The 12,197-nt window shown below is 59.6% G+C and carries 14 protein-coding genes and 1 riboswitch; of the genes, 3 read left to right on the top strand and 11 right to left on the bottom strand.

Annotation, left to right across the window (positions count from 1 at the left end; genetic code table 11):
- Positions 1–2 precede the first annotated feature (2 nt).
- The 11 genes from moaD to moaA all read right to left on the bottom strand — a co-directional run bounded on the left by moaD (position 3) and on the right by moaA (position 8,863).
- A complete protein-coding gene (gene moaD, locus AB5Y67_RS06325; RefSeq protein WP_199427274.1) occupies positions 3–248 on the bottom strand; it encodes a molybdopterin synthase sulfur carrier subunit in 246 nt (81 codons plus the stop codon).
- Positions 245–769: a cyclic pyranopterin monophosphate synthase MoaC gene (gene moaC, locus AB5Y67_RS06320; RefSeq protein ID WP_199427275.1), complete on the bottom strand. Its 525-nt coding sequence runs from the start codon at positions 767–769 to the stop codon at positions 245–247. The genes moaD and moaC overlap by 4 nt, the downstream gene beginning before the upstream one ends.
- 9 nt (positions 770–778) lie before the next feature.
- The gene (gene moaB / locus AB5Y67_RS06315; protein WP_005344126.1) at positions 779–1,285 is read right to left on the bottom strand and encodes a molybdenum cofactor biosynthesis protein B; all 507 of its coding nucleotides are present in this window, start codon (positions 1,283–1,285) and stop codon (positions 779–781) included.
- A 242-nt stretch (positions 1,286–1,527) separates the two neighbouring features.
- Complete coding sequence (locus AB5Y67_RS06310; protein ID WP_005353459.1) at positions 1,528–2,118, bottom strand: cytochrome c3 family protein; 591 nt, start codon at positions 2,116–2,118, stop codon at positions 1,528–1,530.
- A gap of 11 nt (positions 2,119–2,129) precedes the next feature.
- Positions 2,130–2,585 (bottom strand): nitrate reductase cytochrome c-type subunit, encoded by a 456-nt coding sequence (locus AB5Y67_RS06305; RefSeq protein ID WP_005334452.1) that lies wholly within the window; start codon positions 2,583–2,585, stop codon positions 2,130–2,132.
- Positions 2,585–3,460: a quinol dehydrogenase ferredoxin subunit NapH gene (gene napH / locus AB5Y67_RS06300; protein WP_199427276.1), complete on the bottom strand. Its 876-nt coding sequence runs from the start codon at positions 3,458–3,460 to the stop codon at positions 2,585–2,587. The genes AB5Y67_RS06305 and napH overlap by 1 nt, the downstream gene beginning before the upstream one ends.
- Positions 3,457–4,194: a ferredoxin-type protein NapG gene (gene napG / locus AB5Y67_RS06295; RefSeq protein ID WP_058059905.1), complete on the bottom strand. Its 738-nt coding sequence runs from the start codon at positions 4,192–4,194 to the stop codon at positions 3,457–3,459. The genes napH and napG overlap by 4 nt, the downstream gene beginning before the upstream one ends.
- A gap of 16 nt (positions 4,195–4,210) precedes the next feature.
- Positions 4,211–6,700 (bottom strand): nitrate reductase catalytic subunit NapA, encoded by a 2,490-nt coding sequence (gene napA, locus AB5Y67_RS06290; protein WP_199427277.1) that lies wholly within the window; start codon positions 6,698–6,700, stop codon positions 4,211–4,213.
- A 101-nt stretch (positions 6,701–6,801) separates the two neighbouring features.
- Positions 6,802–7,056, bottom strand: coding sequence for a chaperone NapD (locus tag AB5Y67_RS06285; RefSeq protein WP_064341022.1), 255 nt, complete (start codon positions 7,054–7,056; stop codon positions 6,802–6,804).
- Positions 7,057–7,085: 29 nt separating this feature from the next.
- Complete coding sequence (gene napF / locus AB5Y67_RS06280; RefSeq protein ID WP_064340966.1) at positions 7,086–7,628, bottom strand: ferredoxin-type protein NapF; 543 nt, start codon at positions 7,626–7,628, stop codon at positions 7,086–7,088.
- Between the two features lie 239 nt (positions 7,629–7,867).
- A complete protein-coding gene (moaA, locus tag AB5Y67_RS06275; RefSeq protein WP_040065406.1) occupies positions 7,868–8,863 on the bottom strand; it encodes a GTP 3',8-cyclase MoaA in 996 nt (331 codons plus the stop codon).
- A riboswitch (molybdenum cofactor riboswitch) is annotated at positions 8,851–8,991 on the bottom strand. Its footprint overlaps the gene before it by 13 nt.
- Positions 8,992–9,069: 78 nt before the next feature.
- On the opposite strand from moaA, the gene narQ reads away from it, so the two are divergent.
- From narQ to AB5Y67_RS06260, 3 genes are all read left to right on the top strand, one after another.
- The gene (narQ, locus tag AB5Y67_RS06270; RefSeq protein ID WP_005334468.1) at positions 9,070–10,782 is read left to right on the top strand and encodes a nitrate/nitrite two-component system sensor histidine kinase NarQ; all 1,713 of its coding nucleotides are present in this window, start codon (positions 9,070–9,072) and stop codon (positions 10,780–10,782) included.
- The gene (narL, locus tag AB5Y67_RS06265; RefSeq protein ID WP_005334471.1) at positions 10,782–11,420 is read left to right on the top strand and encodes a two-component system response regulator NarL; all 639 of its coding nucleotides are present in this window, start codon (positions 10,782–10,784) and stop codon (positions 11,418–11,420) included. Before narQ ends, narL begins: the two co-directional genes overlap by 1 nt.
- 103 nt (positions 11,421–11,523) lie before the next feature.
- The gene (locus AB5Y67_RS06260) at positions 11,524–12,099 is read left to right on the top strand and encodes an LON peptidase substrate-binding domain-containing protein (protein WP_005334473.1); all 576 of its coding nucleotides are present in this window, start codon (positions 11,524–11,526) and stop codon (positions 12,097–12,099) included.
- The last annotated feature ends 98 nt before the right edge of the window (positions 12,100–12,197 follow it).

Below are 12,197 nucleotides of genomic sequence, written 5' to 3'. Positions count from 1 at the left end.
CCTTAACCTCCGGTCACCGGCGGGAAGAAGGCCACCTCATCGCCATCATTGATGGGGGTATCGAGGGGCACCAAGGTCTGATTGACCGCGACCAAGAGCTTGCCTGCTTCCAGCGCCAGCGCCCACTTGTCGCCGCGTTCACAGAGCGCCGCGCGCAGTTGTTCGGCGGTGGCGTAGTCGCACTGCAGGCTCAACTCGTCGCAGGCCACCAGCTCTCTTACTTGCGCAAAAAACAGTACCTTGATCATGCTTGTTCCCCGCTCGTTAACCCCAACTGAAAATGGCCGGACTTGCCGCCCTTTTTCTCTACCAGCCGCACCTGTTCGATCACCATGTCTTTTTGCACCGCCTTGCACATGTCGTAGATGGTCAGCGCCGCTACCGACGCGGCGGTCAGTGCCTCCATCTCAACCCCGGTCTTGCCTGAGAGCTTGCAGAGGGTGCGGATATGCACCTTGCGCTGCTCGGCCAGCGGCACTATCTCCACCTCGACTTTGGTCAAGGCCAGCGGATGACAGAGGGGGATTAGATCGGAGGTCTTCTTGGCGGCCATGATGCCGGCGATGCGGGCGGTGGCGAATACATCCCCCTTGTGGTGCTGGCCGCTCAGGATCAGCGCCAGCGTCTCGGGGGCCATGGCAACAAACGCCTCGGCACGGGCTTCACGCTCGGTTACCTGCTTGTCGGTCACATCCACCATATGGGCTTCGCCGCTCTGGTTCAGATGCGTCAGGTTGGGCTGGGTCTGCTTGGTATCGGTCTGGTTCATCACTTGCTCTCAGAGGTGGGAGACAAAGTTGCACGGCTTGGTGCGGGCATCGAGCTGATCGCGGATCAGTTGCTCCCAACCCAGCTGACAGGCGCCGGTGGAGCCCGGCAGACAGCAGATCAGGGTGCGATTAGCGAGTCCCGCCAGCGCACGGCTCTGCATGGCGGAGCCTTTAATCTCGGCAAAAGAGAGTTGACGGAACATCTCGCCAAAACCCTGTACGGTGCGCTCGAACAGCACACCGACCGCTTCCGGCACCCGGTTCTGTTCGTTGAAGCCGGTACCGCCGTTAATCAGTACCACCTGCACCCCCTCATCGGCGATCCACTCGCTCACCCGCGCGCGGATACGAAACAGGTTGTCCGGGCAGAGCGCCCGATCGGCCAGCTGATGGCCCGCGTCGGTAAGGGCCGAGACCAGATAGTCGCCCGAGCTGTCATCGGCGGCGGTGCGGCTGTCGGAGACCGTCAGCACGGCGATCTTGAGGGGAATAAATGCGTTGTGTTTCTGTCCCATCGGGCAGCTCCTTGTGGCTATGGGCCGTCAACGAGGCAGGAAGAGAAGGGGTATGAGAGGCCAGCTGTCAGGGCGCAAAAACTGACGCAGACAGGGGTGACCAACTTGCTCAAGCGTGTGACGGCGGGCTGATTCTATCAAAGGTTTCACGAGATATGGGATTTAAAAGACACACAAATCTGATGCTTGTCCCATATATGAACAAAACGCAGGCCGGGCAAACCCGGCCTGTCGTCGCAGGATCAGAACCCTTTCACCCCGGTCATGTCGGGCAGCTGGTGAGCTATCCCCTTGTGACAGTCGATGCAGGTACTTTCACCACTGGCCAGATTGGTAGAGTGCATCTTGGCGGCACGCTGCCCCTGCAGGGAGAAGTCCATGTACTCGAAGTTGTGGCAGTTGCGGCACTCGCGCGAATCAGTCTCTTTCATTCGTTGCCACTCCCGCTCCGCCATCTCGCGTCGGTGCGACTCGAACTTCTCGCGGGTATCCACCTTGCCGGTGATCATGCCCCACAGCTCCTTGGAAGCCTGCACCTTGCGGATGATCTTGTAGGTCCACTCATGGGGTACGTGACAATCCGGGCAGCTGGCCCGCACACCGGAGCGGTTAGCGTAGTGGATGGTGTCGCGGTACTCCTCGAACACGTTGTCCTTCATCTCGTGACAGCTGGTGCAGAAGGCCTCGGTGTTGGAAGCTTCCATTGCGGTGTTGAAGCCACCCCAGAAAATCACGCCACCAAAGAAGCCCATCAGCAAGATGACCCAGAGAGCTGCCTTCGATGGTGACTTGAAGGTGGTCCACAGACGTTGGATAAAGCCGGGTAATTTCATCTATGGATTCCTCAGTTCAGCGCTTCAACCGGTTTAAAGGTATTTTCCACCAGCGGCTTGGCATCCGCTTGCGGCACATGGCACTGCAGGCAGAAGTAGCGACGCGGCGACACTTCACCCAGGGTCAGGCCGTCGCGGGTCTCGAAGTGAGTCGGACTGATCTTGGGAGCCTTCATGGCACTGGCATTCTTGAAGCTGTGGCAAGCCAGGCACTTGTTGACCTTGGTATCCACCTCGTAGTTGCGAATGTCGTGGGGGATCAGCGGCGGCTGATGCATGTACTGGCGATCGTAGGGCGCGCCATCCTTGCGGAAGTTTTTCAGGGGCGCGGCGGTGGCATCGGTCACCAGATCGGTGGCGCCACGCTCGGACTTGAGGCCACCGGTACTGTTGGTGATCTCGGGGGCCGCTGCCATCAAGGATCCCGCCATCAGGCAGGCCAGCATTGCTCCAATCAGCTTTTTCATTATTTGTTCTCCGACGTTTTTTCTGCCTTGACGGCAAAACCTACAGTGATTTCAAAAACTTGTTCCGCGCAGACATCGATGCAGCGGCCACAGTTGGTACACTCCTGAGCCGCAATCAAGGGCCCATGACCGCGCTTGGCACCATGAACAGGCCCGCGCAGGATGGGACGCTCCGGGCAAACCGCATAACAATCCATGCAGTTGTTGCACCGCTCGCGCCCCTTGGCAGAAATCTTGATAAATCCGACCCGGTTGACCAGGGCATAGAAGGCCCCCACCGGACAGAGATGACCGCACCAACCCCGCTCAACCACGAAGAGATCGAACAGGAATAGCGCTGCAAGCAGGGCCCAGCCAGCCCCCATGCCAAACAGCAGGCCGCGCATGGCGAGTGACACCGGATTGACCAGCTCCCACACCATCACGCCGACCACAGCAGGCACCACCAGCACCATGGCCAACAGCCAGTAGCGGGTCGCACGGCTGAACTGGCCATTGCCCTTGAGGCCAAGGCGCACCCTGAGCCAGGCTGCAGCATCCGTGATGAGGTTGACCGGACAGACCCAAGAGCAGAACACCCTCCCCCCGACCAGCCAGTAACCGGCCAGCACAATGGCAGCCCCCAGCCAGAGAGTGGCGATGGGCCAGTGACCCGCCGCCAGCGACTGCAACAGCGTGAGGGGATCGGTCAGCGGCACCGTCTCCAGCAACAGCGAGCTGGAGAGGTTGCCCTTGAGGATCCAGATGCCCGCCAGCGGCCCCAGCAAAAACAGCCCGAGCACGCTGAACTGACTCAGCCGACGCAGCAGCAGGAAGCGGTGGGAACGCCACCACCCCAGCTTGATGCTAGCCTCTTCCCCCGGATAACGACTCATAACCCCTCCGGTTTGCGGGTGGGCAGGGTGAGTCTGTCGCCGATGAGCGACTTGTTCCCCGCCTTGGCCTTCTCTTCCCAGCCGAGCCGGTAGTGATGACCCAGCTCACCTTTGGCGAGCTGGCGTGGCACCACCTTGATGGCCGCTTCCTCCAGCACGCAGGCATGCTCGCACTTGCCACAGCCGGTACAGACATCGCTGTGTACCGTGGGCAGGAACATGGCGTGTTTGCCGGTACGCTGGTTATGCTGCAGCTCAAGAGTGATCGCCTTGTCAATCAGCGGGCAGACCCGATAACAGACATCGCAGCGCAGCCCCAGATAGTTGAGGCAGGTCTCGTGATCGATGAGCACTGCCACCCCCATCCGGGCCTGATCGATGTCGGTCATCTGCTGATCCAGCGCCCCGCTCGGACAGGCCACCACACAAGGGATGTCATCACACATCTCGCAGGGCACGGCACGTGCCTTGAAATAAGGGGTACCAGTGGTCACAGGGTCAAACAGCCGGGCGAGCTTGAGGGTGTCGTAGGGGCAGGCCTCAACGCAGAGCCCGCAACGCACGCAGGCGCTGAGGAACTCTGTTTCATCGAGAGCGGCGGGCGGACGCAGCGCCTGGGCAGGCACAGCTTGTGCCTGCTGGCGGGCCACGCCACCGAGCCCCACGCCAAGCAGGCCCACACCGCAGGCCCCCTTGGCCATGTCGGCCAGAAACTGGCGACGACTACGACTCATCTCGCACTCCCCCGCCTTAAGCCTTCATCACCTTGACGGCGCACTTCTTGTAATCGGTCTCTTTCGAGAGCGGATCGGTGGCGTCCAGGGTCAGCTTGTTGACCAGCTGGCTGGCATCAAAGAAGGGCATGAAGACCAGTCCTTTCGGCGGACGGTTGCGACCACGGGTCTCGACACGGGTCTTCACCTCGCCACGGCGGGAGGAGACGATCACCTCTTCGCCACGACGCACGCCGCGAGCCTTGGCATCGTCCGGGTGCATGAAGAGCACCGCATCCGGGAAGGCACGATAAAGCTCGGGTACCCGACGGGTCATGGTGCCGGTGTGCCAGTGCTCCAGCACGCGGCCGGTGGATAGCCACAGGTCGTACTCTTTATCCGGCGACTCGGCGGCAGGCTCGAACGGCAGGGCGAAGATGACCGCCTTGCCATCGGGTTTGCCATAGAAACGCACCCCCTCGCCCGCTTTCACGTAAGGGTCAAACCCTTCGCGATAGCGCCACAGGGTCTCTTTGCCATCTACCACCGGCCAGCGCAGACCGCGCGCTTCGTGGTACTGATCGAACGGCGCCAGATCGTGGCCGTGACCGCGACCGAAGGTGGCGTACTCTTCGAACAACCCTTTCTGGACGTAGAATCCGAAGTGCTCGGCCTCGTCGTTCAGCAGACCTTTGCTCTGCTCTTTCGGGAACTGGTTGACCTGACCGTTGGCATAGAGCACGTCGAACAGGGTTTTGCCCTTCACTTCCGGCATCTTGGCAATCAGCTCAGCCGGCCACACTTCCTCAACCTTGAAGCGCTTGGAGAACTCCATCAGCTGCCACAAGTCGGACTTGGCCCCTTCCGGCGCTTTCACCTGCTGGTGCCAGAACTGGGTGCGGCGCTCGGCGTTGCCATAGGCCCCCTCTTTCTCCACCCACATGGCGGTCGGCAGGATGAGGTCAGCGGCCTGGGCAGTGACGGTCGGGTAAGGGTCAGAGACCACGATGAAGTTGCGCGGATCGCGATAGCCAGGCAGGCGATCGGTATTCATGTTGGGGCCGGCCTGCATGTTGTTGTTACACATCACCCAGTAGGCGTTGAGCTTGCCATCTTTGAGCATGCGATCCTGCAGCACGGCGTGGAAACCCACCTTGTCGGGAATGGTCCCCTCCGGCAGTTTCCAGATCTTCTCGGCAATGGCGCGGTGTTTGGGCTCGGTCACCACCATGTCGGCAGGCAGACGGTGGGCAAAGGTACCCACTTCACGCGCGGTGCCACAGGCAGAGGGCTGACCGGTCAGTGAGAAAGGACCATTACCCGGCTCGGAGATCTTGCCGGTCAGCAGGTGGATGTTGTAGCAGAGGTTGTTGGCCCAGACGCCACGGGTATGCTGGTTGAAGCCCATGGTCCAGTAAGAGACCACCTTCTTGCTCGGGTCGGCATAGAGCTTGGCCAGCTTTTCCAGTTTCTCCTTGGATACACCGGAGAGCTTGGAGACAGACTCCACATCGTAGTCGGCCACAAACTTGGCAAACTCCTCGAAGGTCATCGGAGTGGCATCGCCGCTGTCCGGGTTCTTCGCTTTCTGCTGCAGCGGATCGGTCGGGCGCAGGCCGTAACCGATGTCGGTGACCCCCTTCTTGAACACAGTGTGCTTGTTGACGAAGTCCCAGTTCACCTTGTCGTTCTGGATGATGTAGTTGGCGACATAGTTGAGAATCGCCAGATCGGTCTGCGGGGTAAAGACAATGCCGTTGTCCGCCAGCTCGAAGCTGCGGTGCTCGAAGGTGGAGAGCACGTGCACCCGTACATCCGGATTGGAGAGACGGCGATCGGACATCCGCGACCAGAGGATGGGGTGCATCTCGGCCATGTTGGAGCCCCACAGCACGAACGCATCGGCCTGCTCGATATCGTCGTAACAGCCCATCGGCTCATCCATACCGAAAGTACGCATGAAGCCAACGACCGCAGAGGCCATGCAGTGACGGGCATTGGGGTCAATGTTGTTGGAGCGGAAACCGGCCTTCATCAGCTTGGCGGCGGCATAGCCTTCCCAGACGGTCCACTGGCCGGAGCCGAACATGCCGACGGCGGTCGGCCCCTTCTCTTTCAGGGTCGCCTTGAACTTCTCGGCCATGATGTCGAACGCCTGATCCCAGCTGATGGGGGCAAAGTCGCCATCCTTGTCGAACTGGCCGTTCTTCATCCGCAGCATCGGCTGGGTCAGGCGATCCTGGCCGTACATGATCTTGGAGAGGAAGTAGCCCTTGATGCAGTTGAGGCCACGGTTGACCGGTGCATCGGGGTCGCCCTGAGTCGCCACGACCCGACCATCCTGAGAGCCCACCAGCACGGAGCAGCCGGTACCGCAGAAGCGGCAGGGAGCCTTATCCCAATGGATGGCCGTCTTGTCGGTACTGGTGATGAGATTGGCTGCCAGCGTGGGGGCACTGACACCGGCCACGGCAGCGGCAGCTGCCACCGCATTGGCCTTCATAAAGTCGCGTCGACTCAGCTTCATGGCATATCCTCACATTGCTTATCGCGTAATAGTTGTCGAATCTGTCGAACGGGAGCCAGCCATCAGCGGCTGAGGGCACGCCCGGCATCCCATCACTCTTTTCAGTGACCGCCCAGTTCATCGAACTGGTGGTAAATCAGGGCGGCAGAGAGCACACCCGGCATCGCCTGTATCGCATCAATGGCCGCCATGATCGGCCGCTGGCTCGGACCTTCCAGGGTCACGACCAGCTTGCCCTCGTCACTGATGGCGTGGATCTCGGCCCCTTCAAGGGCACCAATCTGCTCGGCGAGCTGATGGCGCAAAGGGGGCTGGGTCAGCACCACCAGACTCGATACATGGAACTCCTGATCCATTGTGGCTTCTGTGTCACACGGCTTCTGACTCATTCTGACTCCTGCTTGAGGGTGGGCTGGCTCGCACCACCGGATGGGGCGGCTCGCCCGTCGACCTTGATGCTGCCAACCGGACAATCCTGCACACAGGCGCCGCAGCCATTACAGCGATCCGGCTCGACCATCGGGGCGGGCACACGCCCCAGCACCGGAATAAAACGAATGGCATTTGGCTCACAGCTGTCCTGACAGCGCTGGCAGAACACCTGACCATTGGCCAGACAGTTGGCCTCGATATGGGCCTTGTAGTGCCAGGGGGACTCGCTGGTCGGGCGAAACACAGGCGCCTTGCAGACCGTGGCGCACTCGGTGCAGAAGGTGCATTCGCCACGCTGGAAATCGACCACCGGAAAACCGCCCTCGCCATTCACCAGGATCTGCTCCGGACAGGCCGCCAGACAGTCCCCGCAGCGGGTGCAGTCGGCGACAAATGCCGACCAGTTGACTGACCAGGGCAACTGCACCGGCGGTTCGGCAGTTCTCAGCCGCCCCCGGAACAGGCCGCGGCGGGCAAGATCGATCTCATCCGGCATGTTGACTCCTGTTCTGGTGAAAAAGGGGACAGTGCGAGTCCATGATTGGCATTCTTGATACCAATTATAAGAGTGGGTGTATATTGCGGCCCTGACAAGGTAAGGGATATACCACCAGGGAGATAAACAGGGGGGATTCTTGCGCCAGATCAAAGCCTTGCAGCGCAATAAAAATGGAGGCATCGGTTAAAATACCTCCATGTGAGGATTGCTATTTAATCGTTGGCGATTTTTTGCGGTTATCCGCCGATCGAGGCGAGATGAGGGGTGATGCCGGCATTGCCCTCATGGAGACGATGGGTGGCACTCTTGCCCGCCAGTGCCGCGCGAATGCGCTGTTGCAGCTCATCAGATTGCCCATCTGCGCCGAGCAGATCCCGCAGGTCGATGCCGTTGTCGCCAAACAGGCACAGATGCAGCTTCCCCAGCGAGGAGACCCGCAGCCGGTTGCAACCGGCACAGAAATCCTTGCTATAGGGCATGATGAGCCCCACCCCACCTTGCGAGTCGGGGTGCATAAAGACCTGCGCCGGACCGTCATCCGTGCCCCGCAACTGCTGCACCCAACCGCTCTCCAGCAAGCGCTGTTTGATCTGTTCGCCGCTAACATGGTGGTCACGAAACAGGGTATCCATCTCGCCGGTCTGCATCAGTTCGATAAAACGCAGCTCGATGGGCTTGTACCTGATCCAGCCCAGAAAGGCATCAAGCTGGTAGTCGTTGAGCCCCTTGAGCAGCACCGCATTGATCTTCACCGATTTGAAACCGGCGGCCAGTGCTGCTTCGATCCCCTCCATCACCTCGGCCAGCTTGTTCTCGCCGGTGATCTGGTGAAACTGGCGCGGGTCGAGACTGTCGACACTGACATTCAGCGCGTTGAGTCCGGCATCAAACCACTCCTGAGCCCGCTCCTTGAGGCGATAGCCGTTGGTGGTCATGGCAACTTTCTCGATGCCCGGGGTGGTGGCAATCACCTTGACGATCTCGGTGAAATCGCGGCGCAGGGAGGGCTCGCCCCCCGTGATGCGCACCTTACGGGTACCCATGGCGGCAAAACCGCTGACCACGCGGCGGATCTCGTCAATCGAGAGAAAGGGTTGACGCCCCGCTTTGTGACCTTCGGGGGGACGATAACCGTCAGGCAGGCAATAGGTGCAACGGAAATTGCACACATCGGTCACTGACAGACGCAAATAGTAAAAACGACGGGAAAAACCATCTTCAAGTGGCAACATAAACACCTTTCCAAATACGGGAGGCCAGGGCATTTCTTTCCTGACCCTTACAGCTCGAACGTCGGCTGACGGCTGGTTTCCCCCTATCGCTAGGACTTAGGCAAAACCGCTCGGAGTTCATCTAGTTTTTCGATGCTAACACAAGTTGGAGTACACTCCCACGCATCTTGCGGGGTCCTTATCACTATTCAGAGGTGCGCATCAGTATGGGAAAACGGTTCAGGGTCCATTCGGTCAGCAGTGCCATCGGCCGCGCCATGGTGTTGATCCTCTTCATGGCCAGCCTGATCGCGCTGGTCGCCATGGTCACCCTCTTCTACTCGGTACCCGATGCCAAGGCGATCAACCTCTCCGGTTCGCTGCGGATGCAGGCCTACCGGATGGCCTACGAAATCGAGCGGGGCGACAGCGTGCTGGGGCGCCTCTCCCAGTTTGAAGAGACCCTGCACGCCGAAGAGCTACAGGAGACCCAGCGCTGGATCACTCCTGCCTCCCTGCGTCGCACCTATGGCGAGGTGCTCGGCCAGTGGCAGGTGATGCGCCAACACATCGAGGATCGCACTCCCAGACGGTACACCGATAACACCGAGCAGTTTGTGGCGGCCATCGACAATTTCGTCAATCAGATGCAGTACCACGTGGAATTCAAGGTGAGGATGCTGGCGCTTGCGGAGGGGCTCGGCCTGCTGGCCATCATCACCATCGCCTGGTTTACAGTACGCTTCACCCGCCAGCAGGTGGTCGCCCCCCTCAACCAGCTGGTCTACTGCGCCCGCCAGATCCAGCGGCAGGATTTCGATCTTAAGCTGCCCGCCCACGGCGAAAACGAGCTGGGGGAGCTCTCGCGCGCCTTCGTCACCATGGCAGACGAGCTGGGCAAGCTCTATCGGGAGCTGGAAAACAAGGTGGAAGAGAAAACCGCCAAGCTGCAACAGGCCAACGACACCCTCTCGTTTCTCTACTCGACCGCCCAGAAGCTGCACGCCGCCCCGCTCAGCACCCGCACCCTCATCAAACTGCTGGACCGTGCTGCCGCCCACCAGCATATCGACCACATCCGGCTGACCCGCTTCGAGCACAATGCCATGCCAGTCTACATCTCGGGGCGCACCGGCTGGCCCGGCGATCTCGATGCGGTCGCCAGCTTCTATCTGCAGATGGATGAGCAGGAGTTCGGCCGCCTCGACATCATCAGCCAGCACCCCATCGACGAGCGGTTGATCAAGAACTTCACCATGCTGCTGGCTCAGGTGCTGCACAAGGATCAGACCCTGCTGCAACAGCAGCGACTGCTGCTGATGGAGGAGCGGGCGGTGATCGCCCGGGAACTGCACGACTCGCTGGCGCAGGCCCTCTCCTATCTCAAGATCCAGTCCACTCTGCTCAAGCGCTCTTACGCCAAGGGGCAACATGACAAGGCGCAGGAGGCGATGCAGCAGATCGACGAGGGGCTTAGCAATGCCTATACCCAGTTGCGCGAACTGCTCGGTACCTTCCGGCTCACCATTGGCGATGCCAATCTGGGGGAAGCGATCCGCGTCATGCTTGATCAACTGCAGCCTCAGACCCAGGCCGAAATCCGGTTCCATTACGGACTGGCCGACAACGACCTAGAGGCGGGCCAGCATATCCACATTTTGCAGCTGATCCGTGAGGCAGTGCTCAATGCCATCAAACATGCCAACGCGCAAGTGATTGATGTTAGCTGTGAGACCCTCGCAAGTGGTAACATTGAGGTTCAGATTTCAGATGACGGTGTCGGGATCGGACTCGCCAGCTCGGCGATCAACCATTACGGTTTGAGCATCATGAACGAGCGCGCCAGCAAACTGCACGGTCTGCTGACCATCAACGAGCAGCAACCACAAGGCACCTGCGTGCATCTGACCTTTCCCACCAGTCTAGCGAGAGACGCCTGATGGACGAGATGAAATACACAGTTCTGGTCGTAGATGACCATCCCCTCATGCGCAAAGGGATTGTGCAGTTGCTGGCTCTGGAAGAGAACATGGAGGTGACCGGTGAAGCCTCCAACGGCACAGATGCCGTGGCATTGGCCAAAGAGTCCGAGCCGGACCTGATCCTGCTCGACCTCAACATGAAGGGGCTCTCCGGCCTCGATACCCTCAAGGCGCTGCGGGCCGAAGAGATCACCTCCCGGGTGGTGATCCTCACCGTCTCCGATGCCCGTCAGGATGTGGTGGCTTTGCTCAAGGCCGGTGCCGACGGCTACCTGCTCAAGGATACCGAGCCTGATCTGCTGCTGGCCCAGCTGGCCGACGTGATGACTGGCAAGCAGATCCTGAGCGAACCGCTGCGCCCCTATCTCGAAAACATCTACGAGCTGGATCACCTGCAGCAGAAGCTGGAAAGCTTAACGCGTCGCGAAATGCAAATCCTGCGCGAAATTGCAAAAGGCCTCTCCAACAAACAGGTCGCCTCGGTGCTCCATATCTCCGAGGGAACGGTCAAGGTTCACGTGAAGAGCCTGCTGAAGAAACTCGAGGCGCAAAGCCGCGTGGAAGCGGCTGTCATGTATCTGGAGCAGCGCAACTAAGCGCCCTCAACCGCCCGAAAAGCCACCCTCCGGTGGCTTTTTTCATTCTCTGGCACAGTCGCTGCATTGTCATATTCAGCAACTACTCAATGGAGGATGGAACATGAAACTACAACCTTTGGCACTGTTCCCCTTGCCTTCCCACATACTGCCGGGCGGCAAGCTTCCTCTGCGTCTGTTCGAGCCACGCCACCTGCAGATGCTCAAGGAGTCATTCATCAACGATCAGGGCTTTGGCATCGTGATGGAAGAGTCGACCACCTCGGGACAATCCGGCCGCATTCTGCCGGTGGGCACCCGGGTCAAGGTGACCGACTTCTACACCCTCAATGATGGCCTGCTGGGGGTGACGGTGCTGGGACTGGAGCGCTTCTGTATCCACGAGATGGAAACAGACGAGATGGGCCTGCGCCGGGCCAAGGTGGAGATGCTGCCCAACTGGCCGAGCACCCACTCAGATTTCAACGACAAGCTGCTGGTCAATCGCCTGCGGGAAGTGTTCGAGCAGTATCCGGAGCTTGATGAGCTCTATCCGGACAAGCGCTTTGAAGATGCCGCCTGGCTCTGCCAGCGCTGGCTCGAGATATTGCCGATGCCGATTTATGAAAAGCAGATGCTGATTGCCAAACAAAACAGCGAAGCGGCCCGTAAATTCCTGCATCGCCTGATTTCACAATGACAAAAACAGCGTTGCAAAATGCAATTATTCCAACAATGAAAATGTGAAATTCGCATTTTGCGAGTAAGTAGGAACGCAAAACACCATAACAAGAGAGA

Origin of the sequence: Aeromonas sp. s12 (assembly GCF_040907925.1) — a bacterium.
GTDB classification, from domain to species: domain Bacteria; phylum Pseudomonadota; class Gammaproteobacteria; order Enterobacterales; family Aeromonadaceae; genus Aeromonas; species Aeromonas veronii.
Note: the sequence above shows the minus strand (reverse complement) of the source record. Positions and strands in the feature narration are given on the sequence as shown.

Excerpts from the sequence above, each read along its gene's own strand:
- narL (WP_005334471.1), top strand. The coding sequence starts at position 10,782 with ATGGACGAGATGAAATACACAGTTCTGGTCGTAGATGACCATCCCCTC.
- moaD (WP_199427274.1), bottom strand. The coding sequence starts at position 248 with ATGATCAAGGTACTGTTTTTTGCGCAAGTAAGAGAGCTGGTGGCCTGC.
- napG (WP_058059905.1), bottom strand. The coding sequence starts at position 4,194 with ATGAGTCGTAGTCGTCGCCAGTTTCTGGCCGACATGGCCAAGGGGGCC.
- AB5Y67_RS06285 (WP_064341022.1), bottom strand. The coding sequence starts at position 7,056 with ATGGATCAGGAGTTCCATGTATCGAGTCTGGTGGTGCTGACCCAGCCC.
- AB5Y67_RS06305 (WP_005334452.1), bottom strand. The coding sequence starts at position 2,585 with ATGAAAAAGCTGATTGGAGCAATGCTGGCCTGCCTGATGGCGGGATCC.
- AB5Y67_RS06310 (WP_005353459.1), bottom strand. The coding sequence starts at position 2,118 with ATGAAATTACCCGGCTTTATCCAACGTCTGTGGACCACCTTCAAGTCA.
- narQ (WP_005334468.1), top strand. The coding sequence starts at position 9,070 with ATGGGAAAACGGTTCAGGGTCCATTCGGTCAGCAGTGCCATCGGCCGC.
- napF (WP_064340966.1), bottom strand. The coding sequence starts at position 7,628 with ATGCCGGATGAGATCGATCTTGCCCGCCGCGGCCTGTTCCGGGGGCGG.
- moaB (WP_005344126.1), bottom strand. The coding sequence starts at position 1,285 with ATGGGACAGAAACACAACGCATTTATTCCCCTCAAGATCGCCGTGCTG.
- napA (WP_199427277.1), bottom strand. The coding sequence starts at position 6,700 with ATGAAGCTGAGTCGACGCGACTTTATGAAGGCCAATGCGGTGGCAGCT.
- moaC (WP_199427275.1), bottom strand. The coding sequence starts at position 769 with ATGAACCAGACCGATACCAAGCAGACCCAGCCCAACCTGACGCATCTG.
- moaA (WP_040065406.1), bottom strand. The coding sequence starts at position 8,863 with ATGTTGCCACTTGAAGATGGTTTTTCCCGTCGTTTTTACTATTTGCGT.
- AB5Y67_RS06260 (WP_005334473.1), top strand. The coding sequence starts at position 11,524 with ATGAAACTACAACCTTTGGCACTGTTCCCCTTGCCTTCCCACATACTG.
- napH (WP_199427276.1), bottom strand. The coding sequence starts at position 3,460 with ATGAGTCGTTATCCGGGGGAAGAGGCTAGCATCAAGCTGGGGTGGTGG.